Below are 15,815 nucleotides of genomic sequence, written 5' to 3' on the forward strand. Positions count from 1 at the left end.
TTTGACCAGATAATAGGTCATAAGTGCTGACCTGTATATCAGATTGTTTAAAGTTTCGGTGTCAGACTCCGGTAAGGTTTGAAACTTAGCCTCATCATCATGTAGTTTGAGGCAAAGAGGCAGAAAGAGTAAAAACAATGGATTGGGACAAGCTCAGGATCTTTCACGCGGTTGCGGACGCAGGCAGTCTGACCCATGCGGGCGACCGGCTAAATCTGTCCCAATCTGCCGTTTCTCGGCAAATTCGGGGCCTTGAGGAGAGTTTGAACGCAACTCTCTTTCACAGACACGCCCGCGGGTTGATTCTGACCGAGCAGGGTGAACTGCTGTTTGACGCCACCAAAACGATGGCAAAACGTCTGGAAACCGCCTCCGCACGGATTCGCGACAGCGAAGAAGGCGTGTTTGGCGAATTGCGCGTGACCACCACCACGGGCTTTGGCACATTGTGGCTCGCGCCACGGCTGATCAAGCTCTATGAACAATACCCCAACCTCAAGATCGACCTGATGCTCGAGGAACGGGTGCTCGACCTGCCGATGCGCGAAGCCGATGTCGCGATCCGTATGAAAGAGCCAAGCCAGGCCGACCTGATCCGCAAACGGCTGATGACCGTTCAGATGCGCCTTTATGCCTCGCGCGGCTATATTGATAAATTCGGCTGGCCGGAAACCATCGAGGAAATCTGCGACCACCGCCTGATCTGTCAGAGTCTGCGGTCCGCGCAAGTCGGGTCCGCTGCGGTCATGGTGCAAAAGCTGATGACGCATAACCCAAAATCCATGCTCACGGTGAACAACTACTTCGGCGTGTTGCAGGGGGTGTTGCAGGATCTCGGGATCGGGGTGCTGCCAGACTATGTGACAGAGGATTTCCCCGATCTGGTGCAGGTCCTGCCCAATGAGGATACCAATGGTGTGCCCGTCTATCTCGCCTACCCAGAAGAGTTGCGCCATTCGCAGCGGGTTTCCGCCTTCCGTGATTTTGTACAGAACGAGATCATCGCCCACCGTAAGCACATGAAAGAACTGGGTAAAATATAACTCTCAGCTGCATTATATGCGTGGCGCGCAAAAGCTATGCATATAGTGCATGGCAGGCTTGAGTTAACATGTGTTTCAAAACACTTGCGGCAGCGCAGCAGGCACCCTAAATGACCCTCATGGAGACGCGGCAATCGCCGCACTTCATACCTCCCTGTTGGACTACGGCCGAGCTTAGTGCTCGGCCTTTTTTTTGGCCCTTTGTCTGCCGCCCGTTTGACCGGAGCATGTGACGATTGCGTGGCTTTTGTCCTTGTTTGTCGTGCGCGCACTGTCCGCGCCAGACAAAAACGCCAACCGCGCAGGAATTGCAGAACGACACAGGCGCGATGCCCTATGTTCGGGCAAGCCGCTCAGGATTTGCCCAAGGAACGGGCATTTTCTGCACGTCGATGATGCCCCCTTCCCCCGCCGCGGGCGTTGCTCTAAAAGGCCGACAACATGAAGCGACCCGGGGGGCCATCTAGCGCCATGCAGGAACCAGCCATTACGCCTGAAGTGATCGAAAACCACGGACTGAAACCCGATGAGTACGATCTGATCCTTGAGATCATTGGCCGCGAGCCGACCTTCACCGAGCTCGGCATTTTCTCCGCCATGTGGAACGAGCATTGTTCCTATAAATCATCGAAGAAATGGCTGCGCACCCTGCCGACCTCCGGCCCGCAGGTGATCTGTGGCCCCGGCGAAAACGCCGGTATCGTGGACATCGGCGATGGCGACGCGGTCGTCTTCAAGATGGAAAGCCACAACCACCCCTCCTACATCGAACCTTACCAAGGTGCCGCCACCGGTGTTGGCGGCATTTTGCGTGATGTCTTCACCATGGGCGCGCGGCCTATCGCGTCGATGAACTCGCTGTCCTTTGGCGAGCCTGCGCATCACAAAACCCGCCAGCTGGTAAACGGCGTGGTTGAGGGCGTCGGCGGCTACGGCAACTGCTTTGGTGTGCCTTGTGTCGGCGGCGAAGTGCGCTTTCACCCCGCCTACAATGGCAACTGTCTGGTGAACGCCTTTGCAGCGGGCCTCGTGAAAACCGACATGATTTTCTATTCCGCCGCCTCCGGCGTGGGCATGCCGGTTGTGTACCTCGGCGCAAAGACCGGCCGCGACGGGGTTGGTGGTGCGACCATGGCGTCGGCAGAATTCGACGACACCATCGAGGAAAAGCGCCCCACCGTTCAGGTTGGCGACCCTTTCACCGAAAAACGCCTGATGGAAGCCACGCTGGAGCTGATGCAGACCGGTGCCGTGATCTCCATTCAGGACATGGGTGCGGCGGGTCTGACCTGCTCCGCTGTTGAGATGGGCGACAAGGGCGGCCTTGGTGTGCGTCTGGATCTGGAAAAGGTCCCGCAGCGCGAAGTCGATATGACCGCCTACGAGATGATGCTGTCGGAATCGCAAGAGCGCATGCTGATGGTGCTGAAGCCCGAGCTTGAGGCCGAAGCCAAAGCCGTGTTTGAGAAATGGGACCTCGATTTTGCCATCGTGGGCGAAACCATTGCCGAAGACCGCTTCCTGATCATGCACAACGGCGAGGTTAAAGCCGACCTGCCGCTGTCTAAGCTTTCCTCCTCCGCACCGGAATATGACCGCCCATGGATTGAGGTCGAGGCCCCCGAAGCGCTGACGGATGCGGATGTGCCAACCATTGATCCCATCGATGGCCTGAAGGCGCTGATCTCCAGCCCCAACTATGCCGGCAAACAGTGGGTCTATGAACAATATGACACCACCGTGATGGGCGACACCGCGCGTCGTCCGGGCTTGGGTGGCGGCATGGTCCGCGTGCATGGCACCGACAAAAAACTGGCGTTTACCTCTGATGTGACCCCGCGCTACGTCAAGGCCAACCCGGTTGAGGGCGGCAAACAGGCCGTGGCCGAGGCCTATCGCAACCTCTGCGCCGTCGGGGCCAAGCCTTTGGCGACCACCGATAACCTCAATTTCGGCAACCCCGAGAAGCCCGAGATTATGGGCCAATTTGTTGGCGCACTCAAAGGTATCGGCGAGGCCGTCTCGGCGCTGGATATGCCGATCGTTTCGGGCAACGTCTCTCTTTATAATGAGACTGACGGTCAGGCGATCCTGCCCACCCCCACCATCGGTGCGGTGGGTCTGGTTGCGGCGGGTGAAGAGCCGATCCTTGGCGAGGCCCGCGATGGTCACGTGCTGCTGCTGGTGGGCGAAACCACCGGTCACCTCGGCCAGTCGGCGCTCCTGCATGAGGTCTTCAACCGCGAAGACGGCGATGCGCCTGCGGTGGATCTGGAGGCCGAAAAACGCAACGGCGAATTCATCCGCAACAACCGCGATTTCATCAAGGCCTGCACCGACATCAGTGATGGCGGGCTTGTATTGGCTGCGTTTGAAATGGCCGAGGCTGCCGGTGTTGGCGTGCAGATCGACGCAAGCGACACCCCGACCCTCTTTGGTGAGGATCAGGCGCGCTACCTTGTGGCCTGCAATTTTGATCAGGCCGAGGCACTGATGATTGCCGCGGGCCAGGCAGCTGTGCCGCTGGAAACGGTTGGCAAGTTCACCGGTGACACGGTCAAAGTCGGCGGCTCCGAGGCCACGCTCGAAGAGCTGAGCCAGATCTTCCGCACGAGCTTTGCCGAAGCCGTCGCCTGACAAGAAATGTTGCGGGGAAACTCCCGCGCCCACTGGTGCCTTAGCTGTTGCTAAGCCCCCTTGGCGGCCTTGGGCCCGGCACCGCGCCCGCGCGGTGCCGGGCCCAACTGTGTTGGGCGGGCCCCTTTGGGGCCAGTCCATAAGCAGGCGGGAGCGCCCCCGTCCCGTTTCACATCGGTCGCGACAAAACAGACCTTACAATCATGGTAGAGTTGCTTGCGTCCCTCGCATTGCAGCCCTACATTTTGGCAAAAGAACACCACAGCAAGGATGCGCCCCATGCCAATGCAGGCCCATGAAATCGAAGCCCTCCTGCGCGAGACCTTCCCGGATGCGCAAATCGAGGTGGGCGGCAGTGATGGCGTTCACATGTCCGCCATGGTCATCGACGAGAGCTTTCGCGGCAAGAACCGCGTGCAGCAGCAGCGCGCCGTTTATGCCGCGCTCAAGGGCAAGATGGATGGCCCCAGCGGTGAGCTCCACGCCCTCGCCCTGACCACCAAAGCGCCGGAATGAGTTGGAAAGTCTGGCTTCTTATCGGCCTGTCCATTGTGGGTGCGGCCATCTTTGCCGAAGCAAAATGGCGATCGCGCGCACGCCGACGGCTGACTGATGCTCAGCCAGACAAGACCACGACCAAATCTTCTGACGTACCGCTGGGTATGGAAGCCACCGATCTAGAGACCGTAAAACAAACTCATACCGCCGACGCAAAGGCGCAAGATTACAACCGTTCGATCAGCCGGAAACTATCGCGTTAACCGCGCATCCCGGCGCCACGACAAAGGACCAATACCATGACCGACGCGAAGACCCGCATCGATGAAACCGTCAAAGCCAATGATGTTGTGCTTTATATGAAAGGCACCAAGGAAATGCCGCAGTGCGGGTTTTCCTCGCGCGTGGCGGGCGTGCTCAACTACATCGGCGTCGATTACACCGACGTCAACGTGCTTGCGGATGAGGACATCCGTCAGGGCATCAAGGAGTATTCCGAGTGGCCGACCATCCCGCAACTCTACATCAAGGGCGAGTTTGTCGGCGGCTGCGACATCATCACCGAGATGACCCTGTCTGGCGAACTCGACGGTATGTTTGAGCAAAACGGCATCACCTTTGACAAGGATGCCGCAGACAAGATCCGCGAAGCCAACGCCTGATCTATTGCCCACGCAGAACAAAAAAGCCCGCTAACCTCTCGGTTTAGCGGGCTTTTTATCGCGGGCAGCGATCTTTCTTCAGATCAGACCTGCTCGGAAACTTCGTCTTCGCTGATCGGGTCGGAGGCAAGTGCGTCATCCTTCACGCCAGCGCCCACCTCTTCCTCGTCGTCATCATCGTCGGGTGCGGCTTTCTCTTCGATTTCACCGGCCAGCGCCTCGGCGCGTGCTGCCAGCTCCGCCAATGTTTCGGCAACCTGCGGCGGCACCACGGGAACCTCAACCTGTTCGGCAGGCGGTGGCGGCGCATTGCGCAGCTCTTCAAGCTCGGCCTCACGCTCTGCGATGAGGGCGTCTTTTTCTGCGATCTTGGCTTCGACTTCCTTGATCCGGTCCTCGACCGCAGCGGTTTTATCCGCAAGCATGAGGCCGGCCATCAAGAGCATGCGCGCCTCGGGCATACGCCCGATCTGGTCCGACAGCACCTGCGCCTCATCGTCGAGCATCCCTGCCGCCATCTCCAGAAAGCTCTGTTCGCCTTCCTGACAGGACACCACAAAATCGCGGCCTCCGATGTGAATTGTCACTTCCGGCATCAGGCTTCTTCTCCTTCTGGCAGATTGGGGGCAGTGGCAAGAAGCGGCTCAAGGCGTGCCAGCACCGCGTTGACCTCGGCCTGATCGGTGGCGCGAGCGGCTTTCAGACCCTCCACCTCGGCTTCGAGGCCAGAGTTTATCAGCGCGGGGTCCGCGACCCCTTCGGCATTTGCCGCACGCAGGGCCGCATTGGATTGACGCAGTTGATCGTTGCTGGCGCGCAGGGTCTGCAACTCCCCATCCAATTCGCTCAGGCGTAGGTCCAGTTCTTCGCTGACACCCTCATCGGCCAACTCGGCTGTGGCGGGCGCTGCCTCGGCAGCCTCAGCGCGGGCGCGTAGCTCTTCCACTTCGCGGCGCAGGGTTTCCAGCTCGGCTGTATCACCGGCCTCAGCCCCGCCCTCCGCAGCAGGTTGCGCGGCAAGCTGAGCTTGCAATTGTTCATTCTGGGCCGTGGCTTCGCTCAGGTCATCCTCGAGCTTTTCACGCTCACTTGCGGCCTGATTGCGCGCGGCTTCCAGATCTTGTTTCAGACGGGTCACTTCGGCCTTGAGCGCCTCAGACTCGACCGAATTTCCGGCCTCGTTGCGCAGCAGCTCAAGCTCGGCTTGCATGGCAATCAGATCGTTGGCACCGTCCACGGCGGCAACCTTCTTTTCCATGTCTTCCAGCCGACCATGCAGCAGTTTCAGCCGCTCTTCGAGCTGCGCATTGGCCATTTTCTCATCATCGAGATCCGCCAAGAGCTCCGCGTGCTTTTGCATGTCCAACTCTTCCAGCGTCGGCACTGGCCTGTTGGCATGCTTTTGCTCCAACGCTGCGACGCCGCCATATATACGGTGCAGCGCGGTCTGGATGCGGCCCTGTAATTCTTCTAACTGCTCCATGCGTTCCTCTTCACCTCGTCTCCTCAGAACTGCGAACGGAGCCTGTTTCCGTCCAGCACGCCCTGAGCCGATCTTTCGCCGTTTCGCGATGCGTCCTGTTGGGTCATCGGTTCCGGCACACGGTAAACGGACACGAATCAACCCGGCAGCAATCAGCTTCGCTCAGCTTATCGTATGATGGGGTAAAACACCCCCCCATTGCTTTCAAGCACTTGCGCAGTCTAGTTACGGGCAGCTTCCTGCGAAACCCTGCAAAACAAGCCCGGAAAGCTTGATCTTTGCTTTAAGACTGCTATCCAGCGGCAAACCCCTGCGAACCCAAAGAGGAACAGTTCAGTGGATCTGACAGCCCTGCGCTCTGAAAACCCCGATCATTGGAACAAAGCCGCCGCTATCCGTGCTCTCACGCTGGATGCGGTTGCGGGTGCAAACTCCGGCCATTCCGGCATGCCGATCGGCATGGCTGATGTTGCGACCGTGCTGTTTGAAAAGCACATGAAGTTCGACATCACTGCCCCCAAATGGGCCGACCGTGATCGCTTCATCCTGTCAGCGGGCCACGGCTCCATGCTGATCTATTCGCTTTTGTATCTCATGGGCGATGCGCAGGTGACGCTGGATCAGATCAAGAACTTCCGCCAGTCTGGCGCGCTGACCGCGGGCCACCCGGAAAACTTCCTTCTGGACGCAGTAGAAGTCACCACTGGCCCGCTGGGTCAGGGGATTTCCAATGCCGTGGGTTTTGCCATGGCCGAAGAAAGCCTGCGCGCCCACTACGGCAAAAAAGTCGTCGATCACTACACTTACGTGATCGCGGGCGACGGCTGCCTGATGGAAGGCATCAGCCAGGAGGCCATCGGCCTTGCCGGGCGGCACCAACTGGGCAAACTGGTGGTGTTCTGGGACAACAACAACATCACCATCGACGGCACCGTTGATCTCTCTGACCGCACCAATCAGGTACAGCGTTTCAAGGCGTCTGGTTGGCATGTGCAGGAAATCGACGGCCACAACCCGGCCGAGATCGACGCCGCCATTGAGGCCGCGAAGAAGACCAAGAAACCGTCGATGATCGCCTGCAAAACCCACATCGCTCTGGGTCACGCGGCGCAGGATACCTCTAAAGGTCACGGCGCATTGACGGACGCGGATCAGCTGAAAGCTGCCAAAGACGCCTATGGCTGGACCGGCGGTGCCTATGATGTTCCCGCCGAGATCAAATCCCAGTGGGAAGAGATCGGCAAACGCGGCGCAGCGGCGCGGGCCGAATGGGAAGGCCGTTTTGCGGAACTCTCATCGCAAAAGCAGGACCGGTTCAACCGCGCCTTCGCGCTGGAGGCCCCGAAAAAGCTCTCCGCCACGATCAAGGCGCTGAAAAAACAGATTTCCGAGTCCCAGCCCAAGGTCGCCACCCGCAAGGCGTCGGAAATGGCTCTGGAAGTCATCAACCCGATCATGTCGGAAACCATTGGTGGCTCTGCGGACCTTACCGGTTCCAACAACACCAAGACCGGTGATCTGGGCGTGTTTGACACGGATAATCGCAAGGGCCGCTATGTCTACTGGGGCATCCGCGAGCACGGTATGGCGGCGGCAATGAATGGTATGGCGCTGCATGGTGGTATCCGCCCCTATGGTGGAACCTTCTTCTGCTTTACCGATTATGCGCGCCCCGCGATGCGTCTGGCCGCGCTGTCGAAGATCCCCACCGTGTTTGTCATGACACATGACTCGATTGGTGTGGGCGAAGACGGTCCGACCCACCAGCCGGTGGAGCATCTGGCGATCTGCCGTGCGACCCCGAACACCTATACGTTCCGCCCGGCCGATGCGGTGGAAACCGCCGAAGCCTGGGAAATCGCGCTGACCTCAAAAGAGACCCCGTCGGTGATCGCCCTGACCCGTCAGGGACTGCCCACCGTGCGCACCGAGCACAAGCTGTCGAACCTCACCGAGAAAGGCGCCTATGTGCTGGCCGAGGCCGAAAGCAAGCGTCAGGTGATCCTGATGGCATCCGGCTCCGAGGTCTCCACCGCAATGGCTGCAAAAGACATCCTTGAAGGTCAGGGCATCGGCACCCGTGTTGTCTCTGTGCCGTGCATGGAGCTGTTCCACGCACAGGACGAGGCCTACCGCCGCAAGGTTCTGCCCGCAGGTCCGGTGCGCGTGGCCATCGAGGCCGCCGTGCGCGATGGCGGCTGGGATCGCTTGCTGCTGGGCGAACGTGGTCAGGAGAAAAAAGCGGGCTTTGTCGGCATGCAGGGCTTTGGCGCCTCTGCCCCGGCGGGCGAGCTGTTTGAAAAATTCGGCATCACTGCCGAGGGCACCGTTGCCAAGGTCAAAGAGCTGTTGGGCTAAATGGCACATGGGGTTTGGGGGCGCTGCCCCCGACCCTTTCGGGTCTCCCCCGGGATATTTTGAGTTAGAAGATGAAAGGGCGCTCCGATCTGGGGCGCCCTTTTAACGTTTTAGGTTTGGTTTAATGCGCAGCTTTTGCGCCAAAGAGCGGTGCGATCAGCTTGGTGGCGATGGGGATCAAGACTAGCCCCACAACAAAACCCAAGATGCCGTCAACCACCGCTTTGACCAGCCATTCCACCAGGCCGTCGCCTTGGGCGATACTCTTGGCGAAGGCGTAGATGGTCTCCTCGGGCCAGTGCCATCCCATCTGCGCCACGGAATGCACAATGATCGAACCCCCAACCCAGAGCATTGCGGCGGTGCCGACGATGGACAGGAGTTTCAGGAACCACGGCATGAAAGCCACAATACCACGGCCAAGCGCGCGGGTGGCGCTGGTGCGGCCCACCTCTGTGAGCCAAAGGCCCACATCATCCATTTTTACGATGATTGCGACGACGCCATAGACCACGATGGTGATCATGATGCCCACCACGGCCAGTGTGGCCGCCTGAATCCACAACACATCGCTCTCGATTGTGGACAGTGAAATTGTCATAATCTCGGCCGAGAGGATGAAATCGGTCTTGATCGCGCCCTTGACCTTTTGTTCCTCAAGCTGGGTTGGATCGCCCACAGCATGGCTGCCATCTGGCCCGCCCGACTGATCGTCATGGGGCATCAATACATGCACGATCTTTTCGGCGCCCTCAAAACACAGGTAGCAACCGCCGAGGATCAGCAAGGGCGGGATCAGCCAAGGCGCGAACTGCGACATCAAGAGTGCGACGGGCAGCAGGAACACCAGTTTGTTGATGAAGGAGCCGCGCGCGATGCGCCAGATCATCGGCAGCTCTCGTGCGGGCTGAAAACCGGTCACATATTTTGGCGTGACAGCGGCATCGTCGATCACGATCCCCGCCGCCTTGGAGCCTGCCTTCATCGATTGCGTCGCCACATCATCCACCGAGGCGGCGGCGACTTTGGCAATTCCCGCTACATCGTCCAACAAGGCCAGAAGACCGCTCATAACTCACCTCTTTGCGCATTGGCATTCATTCACGCATGTGTAGCCTGCGGGTGGGGAATCATTCAAGCATGCGGCGGCGCAGCATCTGCATTGAGATGGCCACCCACAGTTACCGCAAACGCGCATGCGAGTGTTAACGCAACCATCAAGGTTTTGCGCTAACAGTCTGTGTTTACTCTAATTTCTTCTTTTTCCCGAGGTTAATGCCCGCTATAGGCTGCCCCTAAGACAGCCTTTTCGTGGAGACGACAGAGATGACCATCAAAGTTGGAATCAACGGCTTCGGACGTATCGGCCGCTGCACCCTCGCCCATATCGCCGGCAGCTTTCGCAACGATATTGAGGTGATCAAGGTCAATGCGACCGGCCCGATCGAGACCGCCGCGCATCTCATCAAATATGACAGCGTGCATGGCCGCTTTCCCGGTCAGGTCGATTTCAGCGAAGGGCGCCTGAACCTCGGTCGTGGGGACATGCAGGTTTATTCCACCTACGACATGGACACGCTGGACTGGGAAGGTTGCGACGTGGTGCTGGAATGCACCGGCAAGTTCAACGACGGTCTGAAGGCGAAAAAGCATCTGGAGCGCGGCGCTGGCAAGGTGCTGCTGTCCGCACCGGGCAAGAACGTCGACCGCACCGTGGTTTACGGCGTCAATGACGAGGATCTGCTGGCCACCGACAAGATGGTCTCCAACGGGTCTTGCACCACCAACTGCCTCGCACCGCTGGCCAAAGTGCTGGACGAGGCCTTTGGCATTGAGCACGGCATCATGACAACGATCCACGCTTATACCGGCGATCAGCCGACGCTGGATCGGCGTCACGACGATCTCTACCGCGCCCGCGCCGCCGCGATGTCGATGATCCCGACCTCCACCGGTGCGGCCAAGGCCCTGGGCGAAGTGCTGCCCAACCTCAAGGGCCGTCTGGATGGCTCCGCGATCCGCGTGCCGACACCGAATGTCTCTGCCGTGGATCTGACCTTCCGCGCCGGTCGCGAGGTGAGCGCCGAAGAGGTGAACGCAGCGGTGGAAGAGGCCTCCAAGGGTCACATGTCGCGCGTTCTGGGCTATGAGCCTGCGCCGCTGGTGTCGACCGATTTCAACCACACCGAAGAAAGCTCGATTTTTGCGCCCGATCAGACCCGCGTCGTTGACGGTCGCATGGTGCGCGTGCTGGCGTGGTATGACAACGAGTGGGGTTTCTCCGTGCGGATGGCGGATGTTGCCACCGCCATGGGCCGTCTGAACTAACCCCTCTTCCTCGCGAGGCTTGAGATTTTGCGCCCGGTCAGGCATAGCTGACCGGGCGTGTTTTATTGAGCAGTTCCCATGACCAATACTATTGCCGTCGCCTTTGGCTTGTTCCTGCTCACCGCATTGGCGGTGGATGTGATCTTTTTTGGCACCGGGCATGTGCTGTTTCTTAGCAAGAAACTGTTTGAACTGATCGAGTGGCTGGCCTTCTGGCGCTAAAGCCGCAAACGAATAACCCGGCACCGCTTTGCAGGCCGGGTTTATTTATTTTCAGAACTTTGCGTGAGGTCAGCGACCGCCCAGTCGTTCCATCAGCCTGTCGCGCACCAGCGGGGTGACAAATTTGCTGACGTCGCCATCCAGACGCGCAATCTCTTTCACCAGTTTGCTCGCGATGGCCTGATGCCGTGCTTCGGCCATCAGGAACACCGTCTCGATACTGTCATCCAAGGCGCGGTTCATACCGACCATCTGGAATTCATACTCAAAATCCGCCACCGCGCGCAGTCCGCGCACGATCACCTGCGCGCCCACATCGCGGGCACAGTCAATCAGCAGGTTCTCAAACGGATGGGCAATAATCTCGGTGCCGGTCTGCTCGGTGAGCTTGGCACATTCCGCCTCGATCATGGCGACGCGTTCTTCGAGATCGAATAACGGCCCCTTGTCGCGGTTGATCGCCACGCCGATCACCAGCCGATCCACCAGCATGGCCGCCCGGCGGATGATATCGATATGACCCAGCGTGATTGGGTCAAAGGTTCCGGGATACAAGCCAATGCGCATGGGCCCCTCCTGCCTGCGTCACATTTTTGGGCACGCAATCATGTTGCGCCGCGCAATGCAAGTGCGTGAGAATACTGAATCTTCAATGATCACACATTCGCCGCAGCGCAACGCCCCAGACCCGCAGGTCAGTGACCCATGATCATACCTTCGAGCGCGGTTTTCTCCATCGCCACCTCGTTGAGCTGCGCTTTGACCACATCGCCCAATGAGATGATCCCGACCAGCGCCCCGTCCTCGACAACAGGCATGTGACGAAACCGGCCCTCGGTCATCGTGGCCAAGGCCTCTTCTGCGACGCTGTCTTGGGTGCAGGTCACTACGTCACGGGTCATATAGTCTTCGACCTTGTGACCGAGACAGACCGAGCCAACCTTGGCCAGTTTGCGGACGATGTCCCGTTCCGACAGAATGCCCATCGGTGTTGAGTTGTCCGCTGAAACCACAACCGTACCGATGCCATGCTCCGACAGAAGTTGCGCCGCCGCCTCCATTGTGGCGTCAGGTCTGATCGTGACAACCTCGGAGATTTCCTTGGACTTCAGAATCGACTTTACGAGCATTTTGCGAACCCTTGAAATTTTCTTTCACTCTCTCAAGGTTTGCTGCAAGATCGCATCAAGTCAAGCTCTCCAATCTTTCAACCTCTGCGCGAATGCCAGATGACAGTGCTTCCGCAAAACGGTTGAGCCGGTCGCTGCGCTGATCGCCCTGATGACGCACGAGGTAAAAACTGCGCGTGAGGCTGAATTCATCCTTCAAAACCTTGCGCAAGGAGCGGTGGCTGGGCAGGGAAAAATCATGCACCACACCGACAGCACTCCCCTCGGCCAGCATCTTGATCTGCACAGAAACGGAGTTCGATGCCAGCGAGACCCGCTCCACCCCAAGGTCATTGAGGTAATCCAACTCGCGATCAAAGATCATGTCGGGGATGTAACCGATCATCCGGTGATCCTGCAGATGTTCCAGTTTTTCAATTGGATGGTGGTCACGCAGATAGTAGCGCGATGCGGCCAGATGCAGATGATAGTCGGTGATCTTCTGCACCAACAGCTTGCCAGCGGTGGGCGCGCTTACGGTCACGGCCATATCGGCCTCGCGCCGCGACAGGTTGATGACCCGTGGCAGGGCCACCACCTGAATGTCCAGATCCGGGTTGTCTTTGGAGATCGCCGCGCAGACCTGCGGCAGGATGTAATTTGCGCAGCCATCCGGCGCGCCGATGCGGATCTGTCCTGATAATGTATCGCTGGGACCCGTGAGCGCCTCTTCGCCTGCGCGCATCGCAAGCTCTGCCGCTTCGGCATGGCCCAAGAGCCTGTCTCCGGCGGCGCTCAACGCATAGCCCTGCGGCGATTTTACAAAGAGCGATGTTTTCAGGGCCGCCTCAAAGCGTGCCACCCGGCGGCCTACCGTGGCCGGGTCCATCTTCAGAACCCGCCCCGCACCAGAGAGGCTGCTCTCTCGCGCAACCGCCAAAAACACCTTCATATCGTCCCATTGGGGTTCCATCTGACGGGATCCTCCAGTCTTTTGCGCATTCTGCTCTGGGTAAACCTACATTAACCATTTGCGTTAATGCAAAACCTATTTGAAGCCTTTCCTCTTTTACGTTCGTTTTTGCAATCCTAGGATACGCGGGACTCGAGATCAGAGGAGGACTGCACATGCAGGAACTGACCCACTACGTGAATGGCGAGAAAGTTGCCGGAACCTCCGGCCGTTTTGCTGATGTTCTGAACCCCGCCACCGGTGAAGTGCAGGCCAAGGTGCCGCTCGCAACCAAAGCCGAAATGGACGCGGTGATCGCCAAAGCTGCCGAAGCGCAGGTTGGCTGGGCCGCCACCAACCCGCAAAAACGCGCCCGCGTGATGATGAAATTCGGCCAGCTCATCAACGAGCACATGGACACGCTCGCAGAACTGGTTGCCCGTGAACACGGCAAGACCCTGCCCGACGCACGCGGCGACGTGCAGCGTGGCCTTGAGGTGGTTGAGGTCTGCATGGGCACGCCGAGCCTCCTGAAAGGGGAATTCACCGACAGCGGCGGACCGGGCATCGACCTTTATTCCATGCGTCAGCCTCTGGGTGTGGTTGCGGGCATCACGCCCTTCAACTTCCCGGCAATGATCCCGCTGTGGAAAATGGCCCCTGCCCTGTCTTGCGGCAACGCCATGATCCTGAAACCTTCCGAGCGCGTGCCTTCCACTTCGCTCTATCTGGCGGAGCTTCTGAAAGAAGCCGGTCTGCCCGATGGCGTGCTGCAGGTTGTGAACGGTGACAAAGAAGCTGTTGACGCGATCCTCGACAATGAGACCATTCAGGCCGTGGGCTTTGTCGGCTCCACTCCGATTGCACAGTATATCTATGGCCGCGCGGCGACCAACGGTAAGCGTGCGCAGTGCTTTGGTGGTGCCAAGAACCACATGCTGATCATGCCCGATGCGGATCTCGATAAGGCCGCGGACGCGCTGGTCGGTGCCGGGTTTGGCGCAGCAGGCGAACGCTGCATGGCGATCTCCGTTGCGGTTCCGGTCGGCAAAGAAACCGCCGATGGCCTCATCGAGCGTCTGCTGCCCCGCATCGAGAAGCTCAAGGTCGGCCCCTACACCGCCGGTGAGGACATCGACTACGGTCCCGTGATCACCGCGCAGGCAAAAGCCCGCATCGAAGGTCTGATCGACAGCGGTGTCGAGCAAGGCGCAAAGCTGCTGACCGATGGCCGTGGCCTGACGCTGCAAGGCTATGAGAACGGTTACTTCGTTGGCCCGACCCTGTTTGACAACGTCACCGCCGAGATGGACATCTACAAAGAAGAAGTCTTTGGCCCGGTTCTGTCGACTGTTCGCATGGACAACTACGAGGACGCGCTGAACCTCGTGAAGGACAACGCCTACGGCAACGGCACCGCGATCTACACCGCAGATGGTGACACCGCGCGTGACTTTGCCAACCGCGTCAACGTGGGCATGGTCGGCATCAACTTCCCGATCCCGGTGCCGCTCAGCTACCACACCTTCGGCGGCTGGAAGAAATCGGCCTTTGGTGACCTGAACCAGTATGGCCCCGACGCCTTCCGGTTCTACACCCGCACCAAGACCGTCACCCAGCGCTGGTTCTCCGGCATCAAAGAAGGCGGCGAGTTCAACTTCAAAGCCATGGACTAATCACCACTCACGGATTTAGTTCAGGCCGCCCGGCATCGTCGGGCGGCCTTTCTCGTTTTGTCCCTCGGCTGTTTCTTGCCAATTTCGCTGCTCTCGCGCGGCTCACGCAAATGTCACCCGAGGTCTGGCAGCAGGCCACTGGCGTTGGCACGCCCGCTCTCATATGGTCTCGCAAAGAGATCGAGCAATTAAACCGAATGAGGATGGGCCAATGTCCGACTTCACCAAATCCCGTTTTACCCTTTCACGTCGCGCGTTGATGACAGGCGCCGCAGCGACGCTGGCAACGCCGAGCTTGCTGCGCGCACAGTCCACCGACGCGTTTCCAACCACCGTCGAGGCGATTCACGATCAGGTTCCCGTTAAGCGGAATGTGTCCTCCTTCCAGCAACAGCGCTGGCAGGATCACTTTGAAACGCTGGGCGTTGGCTGTCTGCTGGCGGATATCGAAAGCCGCGCATTGCATTATTGGGGGGGTGATGGCGAAACATATATTCTGTTCCCGTCCTCAGTGCCGATGAGCGAAGACCTGACCCGTCGCGGCTATTCCAAGATCGTGCGCAAGCGGGAAAACCCCAGTTGGACGCCCACCGCCAATATGCGCGAGCGCGATCCCACATTGCCGCGGCGTATCGAAGGGGGGGTGCCCAACAACCCACTTGGAACCCGCGCGCTCTATCTGGATTGGCCCGCCTACCTTGTGCATGGCACGCATGACACCCGCAAAATCGGCCGTCAAAGCTCCTCCGGGTGCATCGGACTTTATAACCAACACGTCGAGAAGCTTTATCCGATGGTGAAAATCGGCACGCAGGTTCGACTGCTCTGAGCGATAGTATTGCTGAAG

At 59.0% G+C, this 15,815-nt stretch carries 15 protein-coding genes and 1 pseudogene; 10 read left to right on the plus strand and 6 right to left on the minus strand.

The window, feature by feature from the left end; genetic code table 11:
• The first annotated feature begins 137 nt into the window (after positions 1–137).
• The 5 genes from K529_RS07785 to grxD all read left to right on the plus strand — a co-directional run bounded on the left by K529_RS07785 (position 138) and on the right by grxD (position 4,840).
• A complete protein-coding gene (locus tag K529_RS07785; protein WP_005612069.1) occupies positions 138–1,043 on the plus strand; it encodes a LysR family transcriptional regulator in 906 nt (301 codons plus the stop codon).
• Between the two features lie 471 nt (positions 1,044–1,514).
• Complete coding sequence (gene purL, locus K529_RS07790; RefSeq protein WP_005612072.1) at positions 1,515–3,680, plus strand: phosphoribosylformylglycinamidine synthase subunit PurL; 2,166 nt, start codon at positions 1,515–1,517, stop codon at positions 3,678–3,680.
• 279 nt (positions 3,681–3,959) lie between these two features.
• A complete protein-coding gene (locus K529_RS07800; RefSeq protein ID WP_005612075.1) occupies positions 3,960–4,196 on the plus strand; it encodes a BolA/IbaG family iron-sulfur metabolism protein in 237 nt (78 codons plus the stop codon).
• On the plus strand, positions 4,193–4,441 hold the full coding sequence (locus tag K529_RS07805; protein WP_005612078.1) for a hypothetical protein: 249 nt from the start codon (positions 4,193–4,195) through the stop codon (positions 4,439–4,441). Before K529_RS07800 ends, K529_RS07805 begins: the two co-directional genes overlap by 4 nt.
• Positions 4,442–4,477: 36 nt before the next feature.
• Positions 4,478–4,840, plus strand: coding sequence for a Grx4 family monothiol glutaredoxin (gene grxD / locus K529_RS07810; protein WP_005612081.1), 363 nt, complete (start codon positions 4,478–4,480; stop codon positions 4,838–4,840).
• A gap of 185 nt (positions 4,841–5,025) precedes the next feature.
• On the opposite strand, the pseudogene K529_RS07815 reads toward grxD, so the two are convergent.
• Together K529_RS07815 and K529_RS07820 are read right to left on the minus strand one after the other, a co-directional pair.
• A pseudogene (locus tag K529_RS07815) lies at positions 5,026–5,436 on the minus strand (cell division protein ZapA); the annotation flags it as partial.
• The gene (locus K529_RS07820) at positions 5,436–6,323 is read right to left on the minus strand and encodes a coiled-coil domain-containing protein (RefSeq protein WP_046002142.1); all 888 of its coding nucleotides are present in this window, start codon (positions 6,321–6,323) and stop codon (positions 5,436–5,438) included. The gene K529_RS07820 and the pseudogene K529_RS07815, both read right to left, overlap by 1 nt.
• A 336-nt stretch (positions 6,324–6,659) precedes the next feature.
• Here K529_RS07820 and tkt point away from each other — a divergent pair, with 336 nt between their 5' ends.
• Positions 6,660–8,681 (plus strand): transketolase, encoded by a 2,022-nt coding sequence (tkt, locus tag K529_RS07825; RefSeq protein WP_005635372.1) that lies wholly within the window; start codon positions 6,660–6,662, stop codon positions 8,679–8,681.
• 121 nt (positions 8,682–8,802) lie between these two features.
• On the opposite strand, the gene K529_RS07830 is transcribed toward tkt, so the two are convergent.
• The gene (locus K529_RS07830; RefSeq protein WP_005635369.1) at positions 8,803–9,753 is read right to left on the minus strand and encodes a DUF808 domain-containing protein; all 951 of its coding nucleotides are present in this window, start codon (positions 9,751–9,753) and stop codon (positions 8,803–8,805) included.
• A gap of 254 nt (positions 9,754–10,007) precedes the next feature.
• Here K529_RS07830 and gap point away from each other — a divergent pair, with 254 nt between their 5' ends.
• The gene (gene gap / locus K529_RS07835) at positions 10,008–11,009 is read left to right on the plus strand and encodes a type I glyceraldehyde-3-phosphate dehydrogenase (protein WP_005635366.1); all 1,002 of its coding nucleotides are present in this window, start codon (positions 10,008–10,010) and stop codon (positions 11,007–11,009) included.
• Between the two features lie 78 nt (positions 11,010–11,087).
• Positions 11,088–11,231, plus strand: coding sequence for a hypothetical protein (locus K529_RS23660; RefSeq protein WP_005635363.1), 144 nt, complete (start codon positions 11,088–11,090; stop codon positions 11,229–11,231).
• Positions 11,232–11,300: 69 nt separating this feature from the next.
• Here the strand turns inward: K529_RS23660 and coaD are convergent, their stop codons facing one another.
• From coaD to K529_RS07850, 3 genes are all read right to left on the minus strand, one after another.
• Positions 11,301–11,798 carry a pantetheine-phosphate adenylyltransferase gene (gene coaD, locus K529_RS07840; RefSeq protein WP_005635360.1) on the minus strand — a complete coding sequence of 166 codons (498 nt, stop codon included), beginning with the start codon at positions 11,796–11,798 and terminating at the stop codon, positions 11,301–11,303.
• Between the two features lie 128 nt (positions 11,799–11,926).
• Entirely contained in the window at positions 11,927–12,361 is a 435-nt protein-coding gene (locus tag K529_RS07845; protein ID WP_005635357.1) for a CBS domain-containing protein, read from the minus strand.
• A 55-nt stretch (positions 12,362–12,416) separates the two neighbouring features.
• Entirely contained in the window at positions 12,417–13,313 is an 897-nt protein-coding gene (locus tag K529_RS07850; RefSeq protein WP_005635355.1) for a LysR family transcriptional regulator, read from the minus strand.
• A gap of 155 nt (positions 13,314–13,468) precedes the next feature.
• Here K529_RS07850 and K529_RS07855 point away from each other — a divergent pair, with 155 nt between their 5' ends.
• Positions 13,469–14,968 (plus strand): CoA-acylating methylmalonate-semialdehyde dehydrogenase, encoded by a 1,500-nt coding sequence (locus K529_RS07855; RefSeq protein ID WP_005635352.1) that lies wholly within the window; start codon positions 13,469–13,471, stop codon positions 14,966–14,968.
• A gap of 211 nt (positions 14,969–15,179) precedes the next feature.
• A complete protein-coding gene (locus tag K529_RS07860; RefSeq protein WP_005635349.1) occupies positions 15,180–15,797 on the plus strand; it encodes a L,D-transpeptidase in 618 nt (205 codons plus the stop codon).
• Positions 15,798–15,815: the final 18 nt, after the last annotated feature.

The organism is Tritonibacter mobilis F1926 (assembly GCF_000376545.2).
GTDB lineage: Bacteria > Pseudomonadota > Alphaproteobacteria > Rhodobacterales > Rhodobacteraceae > Epibacterium > Epibacterium mobile.

Coding starts and splice junctions, on each gene's coding strand:
- K529_RS23660 (WP_005635363.1), top strand. CDS start 11,088: ATGACCAATACTATTGCCGTCGCCTTTGGCTTGTTCCTGCTCACCGCA.
- gap (WP_005635366.1), top strand. CDS start 10,008: ATGACCATCAAAGTTGGAATCAACGGCTTCGGACGTATCGGCCGCTGC.
- coaD (WP_005635360.1), bottom strand. CDS start 11,798: ATGCGCATTGGCTTGTATCCCGGAACCTTTGACCCAATCACGCTGGGT.
- K529_RS07785 (WP_005612069.1), top strand. CDS start 138: ATGGATTGGGACAAGCTCAGGATCTTTCACGCGGTTGCGGACGCAGGC.
- purL (WP_005612072.1), top strand. CDS start 1,515: ATGCAGGAACCAGCCATTACGCCTGAAGTGATCGAAAACCACGGACTG.
- K529_RS07855 (WP_005635352.1), top strand. CDS start 13,469: ATGCAGGAACTGACCCACTACGTGAATGGCGAGAAAGTTGCCGGAACC.
- K529_RS07845 (WP_005635357.1), bottom strand. CDS start 12,361: ATGCTCGTAAAGTCGATTCTGAAGTCCAAGGAAATCTCCGAGGTTGTC.
- grxD (WP_005612081.1), top strand. CDS start 4,478: ATGACCGACGCGAAGACCCGCATCGATGAAACCGTCAAAGCCAATGAT.
- K529_RS07800 (WP_005612075.1), top strand. CDS start 3,960: ATGCCAATGCAGGCCCATGAAATCGAAGCCCTCCTGCGCGAGACCTTC.
- K529_RS07850 (WP_005635355.1), bottom strand. CDS start 13,313: ATGGAACCCCAATGGGACGATATGAAGGTGTTTTTGGCGGTTGCGCGA.
- K529_RS07805 (WP_005612078.1), top strand. CDS start 4,193: ATGAGTTGGAAAGTCTGGCTTCTTATCGGCCTGTCCATTGTGGGTGCG.
- K529_RS07860 (WP_005635349.1), top strand. CDS start 15,180: ATGTCCGACTTCACCAAATCCCGTTTTACCCTTTCACGTCGCGCGTTG.
- K529_RS07830 (WP_005635369.1), bottom strand. CDS start 9,753: ATGAGCGGTCTTCTGGCCTTGTTGGACGATGTAGCGGGAATTGCCAAA.
- K529_RS07820 (WP_046002142.1), bottom strand. CDS start 6,323: ATGGAGCAGTTAGAAGAATTACAGGGCCGCATCCAGACCGCGCTGCAC.